Here is a 17569-nt window from a genome sequence, read left to right as displayed (position 1 = left end):
ATGCCGCCGCCGGGAACAGCTCTTGTGAATTCAGATCACGATCTGACGCCCAGGATCCTAGGCATTGAAATTCAGCTTCAGGCCGGGGCGTGGCCACCGCGCCTTGTAGAGCTTGCCGGTGCCCGAGGCGGTGATCCAGGCGTCGCGCATGTCTTCGCCGCCGAAGCAGATGTTGGTGACGATCACGTCCGGGAAGGCGAAGTGCTCGGTTGAGCCACTTGGATCGAAGGCGGTGATCCCGCCATTGATGATCGTGGCCACGCAGACCTTGCCGCCGGCCTCGACCGCCAGGCTGTCCAGCAGCTGGTAGCCCGGCAGGTTGCAGACGACATTGCCGGGCTGGAGGGGGAGGGCGTCCGCCAGCACGCCGGGCGAGGTCACCTCGAACGACCACAGCCGGCCCAGCATGGTGTCGGCCATGTAGACGGTCTTCTCGTCGGGCGAGATACCCACGCCGTTGGGCGAGACGAAGTGGTCGCGCCAGCGGGTGATCTTCGAGCCGTCGGGCAGGGCGTAGTAGAGCGCGCCATACTTGCGGCCGTCGGGCGTGGAGCAGCCGTGGTCGGTGAACCAGAAGCCGCCTTGCTTGTCGAAGACGAGATCGTTGGGGCCGACCAGTTTCTTGCCGTCGCATTCGGTATAGAGCGTGCGGATCTCGCCGGTCTTCAGGTCCACCCGCTGGATATAACCGCCCGTGTGCTCGGGCGGGGTGGGGCCGGGGATGTTGAGGCCGTTGGCCTCGAAGAAGGCGAAGCTGGCGCCGTTGTTGGTGACATAGAGCGCGCCGTCCGGCCCGATCGCCGCGCCGTTGGGGCCGCCGCCGGTCTCGGCCACGGTCTCCTTGCGGCCGTCGGGCCAGATCCGGGTCAGGCGCTGGCCCTGGATCTCGGTGACGATCACCGAGCCGTCGGCCATGGCCACGGGGCCTTCGGGAAACTGCAGGCCGTCGGCGACCAGCTGGATGTCCATCGCGTCTCTCCCTTTACCGAGCCTCTGGTGGGCGTTGGAGGAGACTATAAACGCCCGTTTGAGCCTGGCGAGGGTTCTGTTCCGCAAAGACCTTGCGCAGCCACTGGTCTGGCGGCAGCCTCGCGGCAACCTGAGGGGGAGCCGGTATGCGTACGATGTGGGCGGTGGCGTTGATGGCCGGGGCCGCGATGGCGGGCTGCGCGACGAAGCCGAGGCCCGTGGCGGCCAGCGGTCCGGCGTGTCCGGCCCTGCCGATGGCGGTCTCGTCGCCGGTCATCCATGCGGCCCAGGAAAAGGCATTCGACGCCGAGTTGCAGCGTCGGTTCGGCTCGACCGGCACGCACATCCTGCTCGACTACGCCGTCGATGCGAAGGGCGATACCGTGGTCTCTGGCCGCCGCATTGGGCCGGCCAAGTTCGCCATGCCCGAGACGGGCAAGGGCGGCGAGGTCCAGGCCGTGTTTCAGGCGTGCACCCACAAGGTGTTGAAGACGGGCAAGCTTGCCGAGCTGGAAGCCGAGCCGAAGCCGATCCCGCCCGACGACTGAGCCCTTGCGCGCGAAGCCGTTCGCGGTGAGCTTGCGGCAAGTTTGGACGAAGGATTCTCAAGCATGCGGGCGACTGTACCGGCAATCGCGGCGGCGGGGCTGATGTTGGCGGGCTGCGCGGTCGCGCCCTCTCTGCCGTGGTCGAAGAGCGCGGCGATGCCGACGCGGCCCGCTTGTCCGGCGATGAAGAACGAGGCCTGGGGCCCGGTCGTCGACGGAGCGATCCACAAGACCTTCGATCAGGATCTGCAGAAGCGGTTCGGCGACACCGCCACCCACGTGCGGATAGCCTGGAGCAAGACCGACAAGGGCGACACGGTGATCACCGCCCAGCGGATCGGTCCGGCCAAGTACGCCATGCCTGAAGTCGGCAAGGGTGGCGAGGTCGAGGTCGTGTTCAAGGCCTGCACGGGCAAGCCGCTGAAGACGCGCAAGTTGGCCAATCTGGAAAAGACGCCCAAGCCGCTGGCGACCGAGAACTAGCGCCGTTCCAGCACCCGGAACACGAACGCGTGGTCGTCGCCTTCGCCGGCCGCGTGTTCCTCGCGGCGAACCTCGGTCCACGCGCTCTCGTCGAAGTCGGGGAAGGTGACGTCACCGTCCGCCTCGGCGGCGACCTCGGTCAGGTACAGGCGCTTGGCCTTCGGCAGGGCCAGTTCGAACAGAGCGCGGCCGCCGATCACGCAGACCTCTTCGGCCTCGTCGTCGGACGCCTGCTCGCGGGCGATCTGCACCGCCTCCATCCAGGTTTCGCAAGGGATCGCGCCGCCAGGTTCGAAGCTCTGGTCGCGCGACAGCACGATGTTGGTGCGGCCGGGCAGGGGCTTGCGAGGCAGGCTGTCCCAGGTCTTGCGGCCCATGATGATGGGCTTGCCCAGGGTGTTGGCCTTGAACAGCGCCAGGTCCGACTTCAGCCGCCAGGGCAGGTCGCCGTCCCGACCGATCACGCCATTGGCTGCGCGGGCGACGACGATGGAGAGGCCGATCAAACCGAGACCTCGGCCTTGATGTGCGGGTGGGCCTGATAGCCCTCCAGGGTGAAGTCCTCGTACTCGAAGCCGAACAGGTCACGCTTGTCGGCGATCTGCAGGGTCGGGAAGTCGAAGGGCTCGCGAGTCAGCTGTTCGCGGGCCTGGTCGAGGTGGTTCAGATAGAGATGGGCGTCGCCGAAGGTGTGGACGAACTCGCCGGGCTCCAGGCCCACGACCTTGGCGACCATCAGGGTCAACAGGGCGTAGCTGGCGATGTTGAACGGCACGCCCAGGAACACGTCGGCGCTGCGCTGGTAGAGCTGGCAGCTGAGCTTTCCATCGGCGACGAAGAACTGGAACAGGCAGTGGCAGGGCGGCAGTGCCATGTCGTCGACATCGGCCGGGTTCCAGGCCGTGACGATGTGGCGGCGACTGTTGGGGTTGGTCTTCAGGTTCTCGACCAGCGCCGCGATCTGGTCGATCGAGCGGCCGTCCGGCGTGGCCCACGAGCGCCACTGCTTGCCGTAGACCGGGCCAAGGTCGCCGTTCTCGTCGGCCCACTCGTCCCAGATGCGCACGCCATTGTCCTTGAGATAGGCGATGTTGGTGTCGCCCTTCAGGAACCACAAGAGCTCGATGAAGATCGAGCGCAGGTGCAGCTTCTTGGTGGTCAGCACCGGGAAGCCCTTGGCCAGATCAAAGCGGATCTGGCGGCCGAACACGCCCAGGGTGCCGGTGCCCGTACGGTCGCCGCGCTGCACGCCGTTCGTCAGGATGTCGGCGAGCAGGTTCAGGTACTGCCGCTCGGGATGGTCGGCGGCGGCGGCTTTGGGGGCGTCGAGGACGGCGGTGGTCATGGGGATAATGTGGGGGCGAATCGCGCCGTTGAACACTGCGGCGCCGGGAGGTGTCCACAGACCGGAGCGAACTATCCTCCCCCTTTGGGGGAGGGGGACTGCCGAACGGCGGTGGAGGGGGCGCTGCCGCCGGCTCAAACAAAAAAGGGAGCGCCGAAGCGCCCCCTCCGTCACGGCGCGTATCCGCGCCGCGCCACCTCCCCCGCGATGCAGGGGAGGAGAAGACCGTCCTACTTGCTCGGCTCGAGGGTCGAGTTCAGCACCCAGCCGACGTTGTCGTTCTCGTCGGCCACTTCCCACCACATGTCCTGCTTCTTGCCGGTCGGATAGACGATCGCGCCGGCGGGCAGGGCGCGGATCAGCTTGCCGGCGGCGACGGGCGTGGCGCGCAGGTTGGCGACGCGCGTGGCCTTGAAGGTCTTGGTCGGGGCGGCTTGCGCGGCCGGGACGCTGTCGGACAGCAGGCCCAGATCGCCGATCATCTTCGAATAGGCGTTGATGAACGACAGGGTGACGATGCGACCGATGTCGGTGTCTTCGTAGCCGCCGCCGACGGCGCCGGCGAAGCCCAGACCGCCGCCTGCGCCCCAGCCGATGTCGTTCTTCACCGCATAGCCCTCGGCCACCGAGGTGGTCTCGGTGGTGCGGACATTGGTCAGCGACAGGACGGTGTTGGCTTCCAGCTTCTTGGTCTTGATGCCGCCGACCAGGCCGCCGACGCGACCGCCGATCAGGCCGCCGATGGCGCCCGCCACCGCGCCGCCGCCGACATTGCTGTTGCTGCCCTGGACTTCGGCGACCAGGACGTAGTCGGCGGCCTTGACCTGGCCCTGGCCGACGTTGCTGCCGCGCTGCAGGCCCAGATTGCCTCCGATATTGCGTTCACGCTCGGCGGCGCTGAGGCCCGCGCCGCGATCGACGAGGTTGAAGCAGCCCGACTTCTGGACGATGGCGCGCAGCACCTTCTGCGGCGAGGCCAGGTTGAACTGGGTCCAGCCGGAGGAATCGTCGCCATCGACGATCGACAGCGTGCCCAGCTTGCGCGAGCAGCGCGGAACCTCGGCCGAGGCCTGGGTCTGCATCGTCTGGCCCTTGCTGGCCTTAGCTTGAGCCAGGGCCGAGACGGGCGTGGCGGCGGTGAGCGCCAGGCCAACGGCCAGCGCGCTGCGGAAAGCTTTCATACGTCTGATGTTCCCCGAAGTTTCCCAGGACTCTGTAGGCGCTCACCCTACAGGCGACGGCCGGTCGCGCCAAGATTGAGGATGGGTTAACCGGCGAAACCGCCTTCATCGAGGAATTCTTGCTCGGCCGGGGTGGTCTCGCGGCCAAGGCTGGCGTTGCGATGCGGGAAGCGGCCGAAGCGGGCGATGATGTCCCGGTGGATGATGGCGTACTTCATGGACTCTTCATCGCCGCTGTCGGCCTGGTGGGCGGCGAACAGCTCGACGCTGAACTCCTGGTCGACCAGCGATTCAGAGTGCTCGAACGGCAGGTAGAAGAACGGCCGCAGGTCGGGTGTGATGGCCGGATCCTGGTCGTGGCCGGCGGCGATGGCGGTGTGGGCGAACATCCGGGCCAGCGGGTCGGTGGCGAAGGCGTGCGGGGTGTTGCGGTACATGTTGCGCGGAAACTGATCGAGCAGGATCAGCAGGGCGAGGCTGCCTTCGGCCGTCTGGGCCCAGTCGTCGTAGCGGCGCATCGAGGCGCGATAGTGGGTCTGCTCGAATTTCAGGGCGATGGCCTGATCGAAGCCGCTGTCCTTGGCGAACCACTTCTTTGGGCCGGCCTGACGCCAGAAGCTGACGACGTCATTGGGGTGTGCGCGCATCAAGGCTCTCCTCAAACGCTTTAATTCGTTCAAGCCTGGTTCATCGGGCGAGTCCGACACTGCTATCAAGGGACAAGCCCGGGCCGCGCTTCAAGGCCCTTCGGAGCAAGAAATGAAACGTCTGATCACGACCGCCATGGCGCTTTCGCTGCTGGGCGGCGTTCTGGCGCCGGTGGGCGCCTCGGCTCAGGAGCGGCGCGAGCGCGGCGGTCCTCAGGCCGAGCGCGGCGGTGGCGGCGGCGGAGACCGTGGCGGCGGCTGGCAAGGCGGTCAGCGCGGCGGCGGCGGTGATCGCAGCGGTGGTGGCGATCGCGGCAACTGGAACCGGGGCGGCGAGCGTCCGCAACAGAGCCAGCCCTCGCAGGGCCAGCCTCAGCAAGATCGCGGCGGCTGGGACCGGGGTGACCGCGGCGGCCGCGGCGACCGTCCGCAGCAGCCGCCTCAGGCCCAGCCGGCGCCGCAAGCGCCGTCCGCGCCCCAGGCTCAGCCGCCTCGTGACAACGGCGGTCGGGATTGGAACCGCGGCGACGACAATCGCGGCCGCGGCGACTGGAATCGCGGCGACCGTAACGACAACAACCGCCCGGGCGGCTGGGATCGCAACGACAACCGCGGCCCCAATCGTGGCAATGATGGCCGCGGCAACGACAACCGCTGGGACGACCGGCGCGGCGACAACCGCGGCGGCTGGGATCGCAACGACCGTCGTCCGGGCTACGGCGGCCAGTTCCGGGACCGCGACCGCGGACGTCCGCAGTACGACCGCAACCAGTACCGCCCCAGCTTCAGGGCGTCGCAGCGCTACCGCATCGGCGCCTACCGCTATCCCAGCGGCTGGTACGCCCGCAGCTGGGCGTTCGGCGACTACCTGCCGGGCGGCTGGTTCGGCAGCTCGTATTATCTGGACTCCTGGCGCTACGGCCTGCCGATGGCCCCCATCGGCTGCGAGTGGGTCCGGGTCGGCTCGGACGCCCTTCTGGTCGACGTCTGGAGCGGCCAGGTCCTGAGCGTCTATTACGGACTGTTCTGGTGACGTTAGCGGGGCGGGGGAGCGATCCTCCGCCCCATTTCCATTCAGACGTTCGTCGTCGATTTCGCCGCCCGTTCGTCTTCCACCTTGGCCACCACGCCCTTCTTCTCCACATGGCGGATGAAGCCGCTGGCCCAGGCGTCGAACGCCTTGATGCTCTGCTTCTCGGCCATCATCTGCTCGACCTGGTCGTCGGCGTAGGGCTTGCCCTCGCCGAACACGCCGGCCACCCACAGCTCGTCGGGGACTCGATCCCGCTGTAACGGCACTGCCAGACCAGGCCCTGATAGGCCAGGCGCTCGTCCTGGTAGGGCTCTTCCTTCGGATCGAACCAGGCCTTGTCCTTCACCAGCTTGGGCCGGCCGTCGGCGCCGATCTCGTCAGCCCCGCCGTCGCAATAGGTGAAGAAGGCGGCCGTGCGGCCCTCCAGGTGGTTTCGGGTCAGCTGCGTCCATTCCGGCGAACGTTCCAGGGCCTGGGCCTTCAGCGTGTCTTTCTTGTCGATCAGGTCGGGACGCGGGTTGCCGCCGGCCGCGCAGACCAGGCGGTCGAACATCAGCTTGAAGTTGGTCGTCGGCCCATACCAGTTGGTCGGCCCGATGAACGCCCAGGCGTCGGCGCGGGCTAGGCGGCCGTAGAGATCCAGGTCCCACATCAGGTCGGGCTGGGTGGTGGAGCGCGGGCCGTAGCAATTGCAGGGGTAGACGCACAGCGCCATCGACGAGCTGACGCAGGCGTTGCAGGCTTGGATCTTGGGCTTGCCGTGCTGGTTGCCCAGGTCCTCGGTGTCGACTTGCCAGCCCGGCGGCATGTGGGCGGCCATGCGCAGCATCAGGGCCCGGGCCTTCGAATCCAGGCCAGGGCAGCTGTTGTGGCGGCGTTGGGATCCGGCCACCAGGAGGACGCGCAGAGGGCGCTGTCCAGGAGGCTCGAGCGTGGCGGCGGGCGGCTCGTGACCGTCCTTTTCGGGTGTCGGCATGGCGATCCAACGCGCGAGCGTCTAAAACGTGGCTACAGGGGTCCCCGCATTGCGTTGTTCTGTCGGCTTCGCCTTGACGAAACGGCAAAAAAACGCTCAAACGCCCGGCCTTTGTCGCTCAGCCGTTGCGCGGGCGACCTTGATTGACCAGTCCTGGAGAAGAAATCATGCGCGTCTACTACGACCGCGACGCCGACATCGCCCGCATCCTGGACAAGAAGATCGCCATCGTAGGCTATGGCTCGCAAGGCCACGCGCACGCCCTCAACCTTCGTGACTCGGGCGCGACCAACGTCGCCGTCGCCCTGCGCGCTGGTTCGCCGACCGCCAAGAAGGCCGAAGGCGAAGGCCTGAAGGTCATGACGGTGGCTGAAGCCGCCGCCTGGGCCGACCTGATCATGATCCTGGCTCCGGACGAGCACCAGGCCGCGATCTACAAGAACGACATCGCCCCCAACATCCGTGACGGCGCGGCCCTGCTGTTCGCCCACGGCCTGAACGTCCACTTCGGACTGATCGAGCCCAAGGACACCATCGACGTCCTGATGGTTGCGCCGAAGGGCCCGGGTCACACCGTGCGCGGCGAGTACCAGAAGGGCGGCGGCGTGCCCTGCCTGATCGCGGTGCACCACAACGCCACCGGCAACGCGCTGGACCTCGGCCTGGCCTACGCCTCGGCCATCGGCGGCGGCCGCTCGGGCATCATCGAGACCAACTTCCGCGAAGAGTGCGAAACCGACCTGTTCGGCGAGCAGGCCGTCCTGTGCGGCGGCACCGTCGAGCTGGTCCGCGCCGGCTTCGAAGTGCTGGTGGAAGCCGGCTACGCGCCGGAAATGGCCTATTTCGAGTGCCTGCACGAGCTGAAGCTGATCGTCGACCTCATGTACGAAGGCGGCATCGCCAACATGAACTACTCGATCTCGAACACCGCCGAATACGGCGAGTACGTGACGGGTCCGCGCATCATCACGCCGGAAACCAAGGCCGAGATGAAGCGCGTGCTGGAAGACATCCAGTCGGGCAAGTTCGTCCGCGACTTCATGCTGGAAAACCAGGTTGGCCAGCCTTCGTTCAAGGCTACGCGCCGTCGTTCGGCCGAGCACCAGATCGAGGAAGTCGGCGGTCGCCTGCGCGACATGATGCCCTGGATCGCCAAGAACAAGCTGGTCGACCAGGCCAAGAACTAAGCTTTAGTTCAGTACCAGAGTAATCCCATGAAGCCCTCGGCCCTCCCAGGCCGGGGGCTTTTTGTTTGAGGGTTGCGCCGGGGGAGGGCGCGGCCGAAGCTCGCCGTCTGCTCACGACGGAGACGCCTCATGAAACGCCTGCTCGCCGCCGCCCTGATCGCCGGCTGCCTGACCGCTGCGCCCGCTTTCGCCGAGGAAGTCGCCTACAAGCTCGACGGCGCCCATACCGAGACCAGCTTCGTCATCGACCGCTTCGGCTTCAACTCGGTGATCGGCCTGTTCGCCAAGACCGAAGGCACGGTGTGGCTGGACGAGGCCGCGCCCGAGAAGTCGCGCGTCGAGGCGGTCATCGCCGTCGACAGCCTGCTGACCGCCAACGCCAGCCGCGACGAGCACCTGAAGAGCGAGCGCTGGCTGAACGCCGCCAAGAGCCCGATCATCACCTTCAAGTCGACCAAGGTCGAGAAGACCGGCGAGGCGACCGCCAAGGTCACCGGCGACCTGACCCTCATGGGCGTGACCCAGCCTGCCGTGCTGGACGTCAAGCTGAACAAGATCGGCACGGCGCCCAACAACCAAAAGAAACAGGCTGGCTTCACCATCACCGGCCAGATCAGCCGCAAGGCCTTTGGCAGCACGGGCGCGGCGGGGATGATCGGGGATGCGGTGGATATCCGGATCGAGGCGCTGGGCGTGGCGCAGTAGAGCTGCCGATTAGCGCGCCCTCACCCCAGCACGAACACCGGCCCCCACGCCACCTGATAGCGGTGCTCGCCCGAGGACAGGTGCGGGCGTAGCTGCCAGGCGCCGGGGCCAAGGGCCGAGGGCGGGCGGCCTTCGATATAGGTGGTGGTCAGCACCTCGCCGCCGGGCTCGGAGACCGAGAACTGGCGGATAGCCGGGGCGGCGTTGGACAGGGCGCGGGCGATTTCGTCGCTCGACGTGACCCTCAGCGGGGCCGGACCAGGCAGGCGAGCGGCGACCTCGGCGTAGCAGCCCACGGCGATCACCCGCGGGCCTTGGCGCAGCGCGCCGTAGCCGACATGGGTGAAGCCTGGCGCGACGAGGTTGGCGCGGTGGCCGGGGCTGTCGCGCCACTGGGTCATGATCTGTTCGGGCCGCACCACGCCATCGGCGTTGCGGCGCATGGCGATGTTCTCGGCCGGGGCGCCGACCAGGTCGCGGGCCAGCAAGCCCACGCGTCCAGCGGCGGAATAGCCTTCACGCGTCACATGGTCGAACACCTCGGTGCGGGCCATGTCGGCGGCATGGGCGCGGGCGGCCAGGGTCAGGCCGCGGTCGAAGGCCAACGGCGGCGCGCCCAGGCGGCGACGGAAGATGTTGTTGAGGTCGAGCAGGGTCTCTTCGAAGCCCGCCTCGAAGTCGCCGCCCGGCGGATCGGCCAGCAGTCCGCGCAGGCGGCGCTCATAGGCGATCCAGGGCTGGGGTGGCGCGGCCAGAACCGGGGAGGCGGCCAGGGCGAGGCCGCCGGTCAGCAGGGCTCTTCGCGCGATCAACTTCAATTCCGTCTCCAACCAGACATTGACACCGGAGGCCCGGGACCAGACCTAAGAGCGCATGCGTCCCGTCCGTTCCCTATGGCTCGCCGGCCCTGAAGCCTGGCTCCCCGACCACGAAGCCCAGGCGGCGCGCCAGCGCGCGCTCTGCCTGGAGGCGGGGCTCGAGGCCCTGGTTCCCGCCCGCATGGCGCCGGGCCAGGCCACCGACGAGCTGGAAGCCCGCCAGTTCTACGCCACCCGCATGGCGCAATTGCGCCAGGCCGACGCGGGGGTGGTCAATCTGACCCCGTTCCGCGGTCCAGCCGCCGACACCGCCACGGTGTTCGAGGCCGGCGTTCTGGCGGGACTGGGGCGACCGATCTTCGCCTATCTGAACGTGGCCAGCGAGGCGGAGGCCGAGTACGTGGCCCGAGTCGACACCCTGCTGGGCGCCACGCTCGACGAGAACCGCGTGTGGCGCGACGCCGACGAATGCGAGATCGAGGACCATGGTCTCCCCGAAACGGTGATGCTGTGGGGCGAGGCGAGACGTCTGTTCGTCATCGTCGCTCAGGACCCTCTGCGTGACCTGACCGGCCTGGAACTGTGCCTGGAAGCCTTGAAACTCTACGCGGAATAGGGCGCGGCTCGACGCCGTTTCAGCCCAGCGATGCAGGAAATAGAACGGGTACAGCGTTGTCAGCTTCGCGGCTGATAACGCGTCCCGTTTGCGAAACCCATACGCAGCAAAGACTTGTGTTTAGCGAACAAGGGTCTGCGCCGCGCGGGCCCCGCAAGGGATCAGTGTCGATCTCGCATCGATCCATGCTGCATTGAAATTGGCGTGCGACGCACAGGCGTGGCTAGCCTCCCTCTAAACCGGTCAGACCGTATTGCGGGCGATCGAGTAAAAGCCGCCAAATGGCGAGCAGAGGGTGGAAGCGATGCAGTCAATCAAGTCCCGTTCGCGCGTCTTCTATGGCGCTTCGGCTCTCGCAGTCGCCGTGGCGACGATGACGAGCGCCGCCCATGCCCAGCAGACCCCCGCACCGGCGCCCGAGAGCGCCGAGGTCGAGGAAGTGGTCGTCACCGGCTTCCGCGCCTCGCTGCAGAGCGCCCTGAACATCAAGCGCCGCGAAAACGGCGTGGTCGACGCCATCTCGGCCGAGGACATCGCCGACTTCCCCGACCTGAACCTGGCGGAGTCGCTGCAGCGCATCCCCGGCGTGGCCATCACCCGCCGTTCGGGCGAGGGCCGTCAGATCTCGGTTCGCGGCCTGGGCTCGGACTACACCCGCGTTCGCGTCAACGGCATGGAGGCCATCGCCACCTCGTCGGGCACGTCCAACTCGGGCGGCACCAACCGCGGTCGCGGCTTCGACTTCAACATCTTCTCGTCGGACCTGTTCTCGAACCTGATCGTGCGCAAGACGGCCTCGGCCTCGGTCGACGAAGGCTCGCTGGGCGCGACGGTCGACCTGAACGCCTCCAAGCCGTTCGACGTGTCGGGTCGTCGCCTCGTGATCTCGGCCCAGGGCAGCTACAACGACCTGGCCAAGGACGTGCAGCCGGGCGTGTCGTTCCTGGCTTCGGACCGCTTCTTCGACAACAAGCTGGGCGTGCTGGTCTCGGCCTCGTTCGACAAGCGCCACCTGATCGAGGAAGGCGCCAACATCACGCGCTGGATCTTCGGCGGCGCCAACGGCGGCTGGAACGCGGCCTCGACGGTGGCCGGCAAGACGATCGCCCAGATCAACCAGAACGTCACCAGCTACGAAGGCGCCGAGGCGGCCCTCTATCACCCGCGTATCCCGGCCTATGCCAGCTATGACACCTCGTCCAAGCGTCTTGGCCTGGCCGGCGCGGTGCAGTACCGCCCGACCGACGCCACGCTGGTCACGCTGGAAGGCCTCTATTCGAACTTCAAGGGCGTCCGCAAGGAAGCCCAGCTGCAGGCCCTGGGCCTGAGCCGTCCGGGCGTGGGCAAGCCGCAGTCGATCATTCGGTCGGGCGTCGTCGAGGGCAACAACCTCGTCCAGGCCAATATCGATCGCGTCGATCTGCGCACCCAGTCCAGCTACAACGAGCTGAACACCAAGTTCAAACAGTTCACCGGTACGGTCGAGCACGAGTTCAGCGACAAGCTGAAGGTCAAGGCCGTCGCCGGCCGGTCGGAGTCGGCCTACAGCGACCCGGTGGCGACCACCGTCACCTTCGAGCGCATCGACTCCAACAACTTCTCCTACGACTTCCGTCCGCGGATGATGGCGATGAGCCTGGGCTTCGACGCCACCGATCCCAACGCCTGGGCCATCGTGCCCGGCCAATCGGAGACGCGCCTGACGCCCGAGCGGGTCGACAACGCCTTCACGACCTACAAGCTGTCGGCTGACTATATCATCAACGACAACCTGACCCTGAAGGTCGGCGGCGACTACAAGCGCTTCGACTATGAGTCGTCCGCCTGGCAGCGCACCAACACCGCCGACGTGCCGGCCGTGGCTGGCGGCGCGGGCATTGCGGCGCTCTCAAAGGTGTTCAAGTTCGACGAGGGCCTGGGCCTGCCCAGCACTTCGCTGACCACCTGGCTGGCGCCTGACCTCGATAAGTACATCGCCCAGTACAACATCTACAGCAACACCGGCATCTGGGCGCTGCGCGAGAACACCGGCTCGCGGGCCGAGATCCGCGAAGAAACCAAGGGCGCCTACGCGCAGCTGGACTTCAACTTCGACGTCTTCGGCCTGCCGTGGCGCGGTGACGTGGGCTATCGCTACTTCCAGACCGAGCTGAACTCGAGCGGCTATGCGATCGTCGGTTCGGGGGTCAACTACGTCACGGTCAAGAACAAGTACGACATGTGGCTGCCGGCTGCGAACCTGTCGGTCGAGCTGACGCCCAAGCTGATCGCCCGCGTCAGCAGTGCCGAGACCATCGCCCGTCCGGGCATCGGCAGCCTGTCGCCGGGCGGCTCGGTGACCGTCCAGGGCGCCAACCGCAACTATTCTTCGGGCAACCCCTTCCTGGAGCCGATCCGCTCCAAGAACCTGGACTTCTCCCTGGAATGGTATCCGCAGAGCGGGGCGATCCTGTCGTTCGGCGCCTTCTACAAGGACATCGACACCTTCGTTCAGACGCTGCCGCGGCAGGCGCCCTACAACACCCTGGGCCTGCCCAACTCGCTGCTGGACGGCACGGTGGCCACGCCCGACATGGTGTTCAACGTCACCCAGCCGATCAACTCGCCCGGCGGCAAGCTGAAGGGCATCGAGTTGAACCTGCAGCAGCCGTTCACCTTCCTGCCAGGCTTCTGGTCGCAGTTCGGCTTCCTGGCCAACTACACCTATGTCGACTCCAACATCGACTACGTGACGTCGTCCGCGGCCAACGCCCCGCTGATGAACGCCACCCTGACGGGCCTGTCGAAGAACGCCTGGAACGCCACGCTGTACTACGAGAACGACAAGTTCTCGGCCCGCGTCTCGGCCGCCTATCGCGACAAGTACCTGACGGCCGTGCCAGGCGCGGACTTCAACAACGTCCAGGGCACCAACGCCACGACCAATATCGACGCCCAGATCGCCTACAACATCACCGACAAGATCCGGTTCAGCATCGAAGGTCTGAACCTGACCGACGAATACAACGACCTCTATGTCGACACCGATAACCGCCTGAACGCCTACACCCACACGGGCCGGCAGTTCGTGGTGGGTCTGCGCTACACCTTCTAGATCGTCGCGACTTTCCTCCCCGTGACGCCTCGGCGCCGGACCTTCGGGTTCGGCGCCTTTTCTTTTGGGCGGAGGAGGAGAGCCCCAAATGCGAAAAACCCCCGCCGGCGAACCGACGGGGGCTTTTTGTTTCGGGGTAAGTGCGAGACTTACGCGCCGCCCGGGAAGCGGAAGGGAACCTTCACCGAACCGGTCTTGGCGCCCATGGGCAGCTTTTCGGCGATGCACATGGCCGCCTTGTCGAAGCCCTTACCAGCGGCGCTGTTGTCGACGACCTTGCAGCCCGACAGCTTGCCGGCGTCGGCGTTGCACTCGAGCATCACTTGAGCGGCGTCGCGGGTGTTGGCGAACTGCTGCAGGCAACGGCCCATCTGGTCTTCGAAACCACCAGCAGCCGAAGCGGCTTGAGCGACGAAGAAGCTGCCGGCGATACCCGCGGCGATCGCGATCGAGAATTTCATTTACCCGCCCATCCCTTGTGTTGGCGAACCAATCTGATGACGGAGTTTTCTCACGCGGCCCCTAATTAACCGCGAAGCTTCACGGTTAATCATATCCAAAGATGGGGCGAGGGGAGACGATTGGTCGCTGAGCGCGTCCAGGCGGCTATCTGGAACGAAACCCAGGCCGTTGCCAAGCCTGTTCTTCCCGTAAGGGAAAGGCCTCACCACCCCAGCGCCGCTTCCCCTCGCAGAATGGCCTCGGCCTCGGGGCTGTGCTTGCCGCCCTCGCGGTCGTGCAACACCAGGGGCGGCAGCAACGCCAACGGCGCCTTGCCGGTCTTGACCGCCCGCACGATCACGCGCTTGGCAGGGGCGTCGGCGAACGGCGCGATTGGCCGTATGCGGAATGATCCGGCCTTGGGGGCCAGTTGGCCCAGAATGTCGGCCAGGCGGTCGGCGCGATGGATCATGGTGATCGTGCCGCCCTCGCGCACGGCCTTCAGGCAGAAGCCGGTCCAGGCGGCCAGGCCGCCGTCGGCCATCCAGGCGCCGCTCTTGGCCGGGGCGGGGGCTCGCAGCGCTCCAGGGTCGTCGAAGAATGGCGGGTTGGTCATCACTGCGTCGAAGGCGGGAAGGTCCAGCGCCCGGAAGCCGGCCTCGACGTCGCCCTCACGCACCGACACCCGCTCGGCCAGGCCATTCAGCGTCGCGTTCTCGCAAGCCAGGGCCGCTGCGGCGGAATCGCGTTCGATTCCCTGGAAGATCGCGCCCGGTCGCCGAATCGCCGCCGCCAGCAACGCCCCGCCCACGCCGCAGCCGGGCTCCAGCACTCGCTGGGCGGGCAGGGCGTCGCAAGCTGCCGCCAGAAGCGCAGCGTCCATCCCGGCCCTGTAGCCGTCAGCCTGCTGGCGCAGCGTTACGCGGCCCCCCAGAACCCGATCCTCGGTCATCTGCCGATCGTTCAATGCTTTCTAGGCCTTGTGCTCGCCTTGACCGTGACCTATCCCGCCACCATTGTCCCTCGCAACGGTTCTTCCTGAGGGACGCCGGAAGGAGACCATGGTTTTGGACGCAGCCGCAGCGACCCTCGCCCGTAAGCCGGGTTCGGTGGATCGCCTCGTGAGTCTGGCCGAGGCCGACATGGCGGGGGTCAACCGCCTGATCACCGACCGTATGCAGAGCGACGTGCCGATCATCCCGGCGCTGGCCGAGCACCTGATCGCCGCCGGCGGCAAGCGCCTTCGTCCGCTGCTGACCGTGGCCGCTGCGCGCCTGGCTGGCTCGGATAACGACAACTGTCTGAAGCTGGCGGCCGCCGTCGAGTTCATCCACACCGCCACCCTGCTGCACGACGACGTGGTCGACGGCAGCCAACTGCGTCGCGGCAAGGTCGCTGCGCACTTGATCTGGGGCGCGGCGCAAAGCGTGCTCGTGGGCGACTTCCTGTTCGCGCGCGCCTTCGAGCTGATGGTCGAGACCGACTCGATGAAGGCGCTGGAGATCCTGGCCCGCGCCAGCCGCGTCATCGCCGAGGGCGAAGTGCTGCAGCTGATGCGCAGCCATGACCTGAACCTGTCTCAGGCCGTCTATCTGGAGATTATCCAGGCCAAGACCGCCGAGCTGTTCGCCGCGGCGTCGGAGGCCGGCGCGGTCTCGGCCGGCGTCGAGCCCGCCAAGGCCGACGCGCTCAAGGCCTACGGCCTGAATCTCGGCCTGGCCTTCCAGCTGGTCGACGACGCGCTCGACTACGGCGGCACGACCGAGGCCCTGGGCAAGAACGCCGGCGACGACTTCCGCGAAGGCAAGGCGACCCTGCCGCTACTGCTGGCCATTTCGCGCTCGGGCCCGCGCGAGGCCGAGTTCTGGGAGCGGGCCATCGGCCGCCGTGATCAGACCGATGCCGACTTCCGCCGCGCGCGTGAACTGATCGTTGGTTCGGGCGCCCTGGACGCCACCCTGGACCTGGCCGCCGACTATGCCGACAAGGCCAAGGCGGCGCTGGCGGTGTTTCCGGCCAACGACTGGCGCGAGGCGCTGGAAAGCCTGGCCGACTTCGCGGTCAGCCGCAGGGCCTGATGGGCAAGCGGAAGGCTCCCTACGGCGGTCTTCCCAACGCCCGGGCTGGCGAGCCTCTGCCGCGCCTGAAGACCGTCATCGCCACCTCGCCGGAAAACCCCGCCGGCGACCCCAACATCCGCCCCCATGAAGCGGGCGAAGCCGCCGGCAAGGTGATCGGAGGCGGGCTAGGCGTGCTGCTCGGCGCTGTGCTGGTGATCCTGATGCTGGGCCCCGTCCTGTGGGCGCCGCTGTGGGCGGCCTTGCGCGCCGCACGCTTTGTTCCCGGTCCCTGGTGGCCCTGGCTGGCGGGCCTCGCAGCCGGCTTGGCGGCCGCCTTCGTCCAGATGGTGCTGCTGGTCCAGCGCAGCCCGATCCTGCGCTATCCGATCGTGACCCTGTTCGCCCTGGCCTGGGTCGGCGGCCTGTGGCTGGAGTTTACCTCCGAAGGCCACGACTGGATCACCACGGCTCCGACGTTGCACATGCCCGGCCCCTGGTCCTGGGCGCTGATCGGCGTGGGCACGGTGCTCTATGCCGGGATCTATCTGCTGGCTCTGAATCCGGTCGTTAAGGCCCGCTGGGCCCGTCGCTGGCAACTGATCAAGTAGGAAGGCTGAAAGCCATGATCCGCTTCGTCCTGAACGTGCTGTGGTTCATCTGGGGCGGCTTCTTCCTGGGGCTGGGCTGGCTGCTGGCCGGCGTGATTTTGGCCATCACCGTGGTGGGCCTGCCCTATGCCGGCGCGGCGTTCCGGATCGCCGGCTTCTCGTTCTGGCCGTTCGGCAAGGAAATCGTGCGTCGGGAGGCCGGCTTGGCGACCGGTCCGCTGGGCGTGGTGCTGAACGTGATCTGGTTCATCCTGGCCGGCTGGTGGCTGGCCCTGGGTCACCTGCTGGTGGCCGTGACCGAGGCGATCTCGATCATCGGCATCCCGTTCGCCATCAAGGACCTGCAACTGGCCCAGATCGCCCTGGCCCCGATCGGCCGGGACGTGGTGCGGGTCCGCTAGAAGCCGGTGAACAGCCGGTCGAGGGCGCGACGGATGGCGTCCTCGTGGTAGGCGAGCGAGCCGCGCGAGCGGCCAAGCATGCGATGCTCGATATTGGCCAGGAGCGCCATGTTCACGACCAGCGTCTCGCCGCCGAATTCGACTTCAAGCAGCACCTTGCTCTCGCTGGACGGCGTCCCGATACGCATCAGCGGTGCGACTGACGGATCACCAGGTTCGCCATTCCGCGCCGAAGGGGCCGTGCTCCTCGACGAAGCGATTGTGCTCGGCGATCGCCTCGGCGTTCTCTTCGGCCCACCGGCGCGCGCGGTCCTCGGCGCCGGCCGGATCGACCTTCTGGAGGTGCAGGCGCAGTTGGGTCTCGCTCATGCCGACGACCGAAATTCCCAGCCGCTCGGCCTGGGCCAGAAGTTCCGGGTCGATGTCGATGGCGAACTCGGGCGCGTCCATGCCAGGA

Annotated in this window: 22 protein-coding genes and 1 pseudogene; 10 read left to right on the top strand and 13 right to left on the bottom strand. The window is 67.1% G+C overall.

Annotated elements, in window-relative coordinates:
- Positions 1-57: 57 nt before the first annotated feature.
- Positions 58-969 carry an SMP-30/gluconolactonase/LRE family protein gene (locus tag E1H18_RS01090; protein WP_172262863.1) on the bottom strand — a complete coding sequence of 304 codons (912 nt, stop codon included), beginning with the start codon at positions 967-969 and terminating at the stop codon, positions 58-60.
- Positions 970-1115: 146 nt separating this feature from the next.
- On the opposite strand from E1H18_RS01090, the gene E1H18_RS01085 reads away from it, so the two are divergent.
- Positions 1116-1517: a hypothetical protein gene (locus E1H18_RS01085; RefSeq protein ID WP_172262861.1), complete on the top strand. Its 402-nt coding sequence runs from the start codon at positions 1116-1118 to the stop codon at positions 1515-1517.
- Positions 1518-1580: 63 nt separating this feature from the next.
- Positions 1581-2000 carry a hypothetical protein gene (locus E1H18_RS01080; protein ID WP_172262859.1) on the top strand — a complete coding sequence of 140 codons (420 nt, stop codon included), beginning with the start codon at positions 1581-1583 and terminating at the stop codon, positions 1998-2000.
- On the opposite strand, the gene E1H18_RS01075 is transcribed toward E1H18_RS01080, so the two are convergent.
- The 5 genes and pseudogenes from E1H18_RS01075 to E1H18_RS01060 form a co-directional block, all read right to left on the bottom strand.
- A complete protein-coding gene (locus E1H18_RS01075; RefSeq protein ID WP_172262857.1) occupies positions 1997-2506 on the bottom strand; it encodes a dihydrofolate reductase in 510 nt (169 codons plus the stop codon). The two genes, E1H18_RS01080 and E1H18_RS01075, sit on opposite strands and share 4 nt — an antisense overlap.
- Positions 2503-3345: a thymidylate synthase gene (locus E1H18_RS01070; protein WP_172262855.1), complete on the bottom strand. Its 843-nt coding sequence runs from the start codon at positions 3343-3345 to the stop codon at positions 2503-2505. Before E1H18_RS01070 ends, E1H18_RS01075 begins: the two co-directional genes overlap by 4 nt.
- Positions 3346-3408: 63 nt before the next feature.
- A pseudogene (locus tag E1H18_RS27205) lies at positions 3409-3483 on the bottom strand (hypothetical protein); the annotation flags it as partial.
- 92 nt (positions 3484-3575) lie between these two features.
- Positions 3576-4526 carry an SH3 domain-containing protein gene (locus tag E1H18_RS01065; protein ID WP_172262853.1) on the bottom strand — a complete coding sequence of 317 codons (951 nt, stop codon included), beginning with the start codon at positions 4524-4526 and terminating at the stop codon, positions 3576-3578.
- Positions 4527-4612: 86 nt separating this feature from the next.
- The gene (locus tag E1H18_RS01060) at positions 4613-5176 is read right to left on the bottom strand and encodes a DUF924 family protein (protein ID WP_172262851.1); all 564 of its coding nucleotides are present in this window, start codon (positions 5174-5176) and stop codon (positions 4613-4615) included.
- Between the two features lie 109 nt (positions 5177-5285).
- On the opposite strand from E1H18_RS01060, the gene E1H18_RS01055 reads away from it, so the two are divergent.
- The gene (locus E1H18_RS01055; protein ID WP_172262849.1) at positions 5286-6206 is read left to right on the top strand and encodes an RcnB family protein; all 921 of its coding nucleotides are present in this window, start codon (positions 5286-5288) and stop codon (positions 6204-6206) included.
- A 41-nt stretch (positions 6207-6247) separates the two neighbouring features.
- Here E1H18_RS01055 and E1H18_RS26435 read toward each other — a convergent pair whose 3' ends face one another.
- Positions 6248-6433, bottom strand: coding sequence for a hypothetical protein (locus tag E1H18_RS26435; protein WP_206679012.1), 186 nt, complete (start codon positions 6431-6433; stop codon positions 6248-6250).
- Positions 6376-7182 (bottom strand): NAD(P)H-dependent oxidoreductase, encoded by an 807-nt coding sequence (locus E1H18_RS01050; protein ID WP_206679011.1) that lies wholly within the window; start codon positions 7180-7182, stop codon positions 6376-6378. Before E1H18_RS01050 ends, E1H18_RS26435 begins: the two co-directional genes overlap by 58 nt.
- Before the next feature lie 167 nt (positions 7183-7349).
- Here E1H18_RS01050 and ilvC point away from each other — a divergent pair, with 167 nt between their 5' ends.
- Positions 7350-8369, top strand: a complete 1020-nt coding sequence (ilvC, locus tag E1H18_RS01045) for a ketol-acid reductoisomerase (RefSeq protein WP_172262847.1) — start codon at positions 7350-7352, stop codon at positions 8367-8369.
- 129 nt (positions 8370-8498) lie between these two features.
- Complete coding sequence (locus E1H18_RS01040; RefSeq protein ID WP_172262845.1) at positions 8499-9074, top strand: YceI family protein; 576 nt, start codon at positions 8499-8501, stop codon at positions 9072-9074.
- Positions 9075-9094: 20 nt separating this feature from the next.
- Here the strand turns inward: E1H18_RS01040 and E1H18_RS01035 are convergent, their stop codons facing one another.
- A complete protein-coding gene (locus tag E1H18_RS01035; protein ID WP_172262843.1) occupies positions 9095-9892 on the bottom strand; it encodes a CAP domain-containing protein in 798 nt (265 codons plus the stop codon).
- A gap of 55 nt (positions 9893-9947) precedes the next feature.
- Here E1H18_RS01035 and E1H18_RS01030 point away from each other — a divergent pair, with 55 nt between their 5' ends.
- The gene (locus E1H18_RS01030) at positions 9948-10508 is read left to right on the top strand and encodes a nucleoside 2-deoxyribosyltransferase (RefSeq protein WP_172262841.1); all 561 of its coding nucleotides are present in this window, start codon (positions 9948-9950) and stop codon (positions 10506-10508) included.
- Between the two features lie 304 nt (positions 10509-10812).
- Positions 10813-13602, top strand: a complete 2790-nt coding sequence (locus tag E1H18_RS01025) for a TonB-dependent receptor (protein WP_172262839.1) — start codon at positions 10813-10815, stop codon at positions 13600-13602.
- Between the two features lie 149 nt (positions 13603-13751).
- Here the strand turns inward: E1H18_RS01025 and E1H18_RS01020 are convergent, their stop codons facing one another.
- Positions 13752-14063 carry a hypothetical protein gene (locus E1H18_RS01020; RefSeq protein ID WP_172262837.1) on the bottom strand — a complete coding sequence of 104 codons (312 nt, stop codon included), beginning with the start codon at positions 14061-14063 and terminating at the stop codon, positions 13752-13754.
- 203 nt (positions 14064-14266) lie between these two features.
- Positions 14267-15010 (bottom strand): tRNA1(Val) (adenine(37)-N6)-methyltransferase, encoded by a 744-nt coding sequence (locus E1H18_RS01015; RefSeq protein WP_172262835.1) that lies wholly within the window; start codon positions 15008-15010, stop codon positions 14267-14269.
- Between the two features lie 100 nt (positions 15011-15110).
- Between E1H18_RS01015 and E1H18_RS01010 the strand changes: the two genes are divergently transcribed.
- Genes E1H18_RS01010 through E1H18_RS01000 form a run of 3 tightly spaced genes read left to right on the top strand, consistent with a single transcriptional unit; the run spans position 15111 to position 17112 of the window.
- A complete protein-coding gene (locus E1H18_RS01010) occupies positions 15111-16121 on the top strand; it encodes a polyprenyl synthetase family protein (protein WP_172263848.1) in 1011 nt (336 codons plus the stop codon).
- Positions 16121-16711 carry a hypothetical protein gene (locus E1H18_RS01005; RefSeq protein WP_172262833.1) on the top strand — a complete coding sequence of 197 codons (591 nt, stop codon included), beginning with the start codon at positions 16121-16123 and terminating at the stop codon, positions 16709-16711. The genes E1H18_RS01010 and E1H18_RS01005 overlap by 1 nt, the downstream gene beginning before the upstream one ends.
- Positions 16712-16725: 14 nt before the next feature.
- Positions 16726-17112 carry a YccF domain-containing protein gene (locus E1H18_RS01000; RefSeq protein ID WP_172262831.1) on the top strand — a complete coding sequence of 129 codons (387 nt, stop codon included), beginning with the start codon at positions 16726-16728 and terminating at the stop codon, positions 17110-17112.
- Here the strand turns inward: E1H18_RS01000 and E1H18_RS00995 are convergent.
- Together E1H18_RS00995 and E1H18_RS00990 are read right to left on the bottom strand one after the other, a co-directional pair.
- Positions 17109-17300 (bottom strand): CcdB family protein, encoded by a 192-nt coding sequence (locus E1H18_RS00995; protein ID WP_172262829.1) that lies wholly within the window; start codon positions 17298-17300, stop codon positions 17109-17111. The two genes, E1H18_RS01000 and E1H18_RS00995, sit on opposite strands and share 4 nt — an antisense overlap.
- A 19-nt stretch (positions 17301-17319) precedes the next feature.
- Positions 17320-17562 (bottom strand): type II toxin-antitoxin system CcdA family antitoxin, encoded by a 243-nt coding sequence (locus E1H18_RS00990; RefSeq protein ID WP_172262827.1) that lies wholly within the window; start codon positions 17560-17562, stop codon positions 17320-17322.
- Positions 17563-17569: the final 7 nt, after the last annotated feature.

This window comes from Caulobacter sp. RHG1 (assembly GCF_013181195.1).
GTDB lineage: Bacteria > Pseudomonadota > Alphaproteobacteria > Caulobacterales > Caulobacteraceae > Caulobacter.
Note: the sequence above shows the minus strand (reverse complement) of the source record. Positions and strands in the feature narration are given on the sequence as shown.

Bases quoted from the DNA above. Each gene is read 5' to 3' on its own strand.
- E1H18_RS01090 (WP_172262863.1), bottom strand. From the start codon at position 969: ATGGACATCCAGCTGGTCGCCGACGGCCTGCAGTTTCCCGAAGGCCCC.
- E1H18_RS01085 (WP_172262861.1), top strand. From the start codon at position 1,116: ATGCGTACGATGTGGGCGGTGGCGTTGATGGCCGGGGCCGCGATGGCG.
- E1H18_RS01080 (WP_172262859.1), top strand. From the start codon at position 1,581: ATGCGGGCGACTGTACCGGCAATCGCGGCGGCGGGGCTGATGTTGGCG.
- E1H18_RS01070 (WP_172262855.1), bottom strand. From the start codon at position 3,345: ATGACCACCGCCGTCCTCGACGCCCCCAAAGCCGCCGCCGCCGACCAT.
- E1H18_RS01065 (WP_172262853.1), bottom strand. From the start codon at position 4,526: ATGAAAGCTTTCCGCAGCGCGCTGGCCGTTGGCCTGGCGCTCACCGCC.
- E1H18_RS01055 (WP_172262849.1), top strand. From the start codon at position 5,286: ATGAAACGTCTGATCACGACCGCCATGGCGCTTTCGCTGCTGGGCGGC.
- E1H18_RS01050 (WP_206679011.1), bottom strand. From the start codon at position 7,182: ATGCCGACACCCGAAAAGGACGGTCACGAGCCGCCCGCCGCCACGCTC.
- ilvC (WP_172262847.1), top strand. From the start codon at position 7,350: ATGCGCGTCTACTACGACCGCGACGCCGACATCGCCCGCATCCTGGAC.
- E1H18_RS01040 (WP_172262845.1), top strand. From the start codon at position 8,499: ATGAAACGCCTGCTCGCCGCCGCCCTGATCGCCGGCTGCCTGACCGCT.
- E1H18_RS01030 (WP_172262841.1), top strand. From the start codon at position 9,948: ATGCGTCCCGTCCGTTCCCTATGGCTCGCCGGCCCTGAAGCCTGGCTC.
- E1H18_RS01025 (WP_172262839.1), top strand. From the start codon at position 10,813: ATGCAGTCAATCAAGTCCCGTTCGCGCGTCTTCTATGGCGCTTCGGCT.
- E1H18_RS01020 (WP_172262837.1), bottom strand. From the start codon at position 14,063: ATGAAATTCTCGATCGCGATCGCCGCGGGTATCGCCGGCAGCTTCTTC.
- E1H18_RS01005 (WP_172262833.1), top strand. From the start codon at position 16,121: ATGGGCAAGCGGAAGGCTCCCTACGGCGGTCTTCCCAACGCCCGGGCT.
- E1H18_RS01000 (WP_172262831.1), top strand. From the start codon at position 16,726: ATGATCCGCTTCGTCCTGAACGTGCTGTGGTTCATCTGGGGCGGCTTC.
- E1H18_RS00995 (WP_172262829.1), bottom strand. From the start codon at position 17,300: ATGCGTATCGGGACGCCGTCCAGCGAGAGCAAGGTGCTGCTTGAAGTC.
- E1H18_RS00990 (WP_172262827.1), bottom strand. From the start codon at position 17,562: ATGGACGCGCCCGAGTTCGCCATCGACATCGACCCGGAACTTCTGGCC.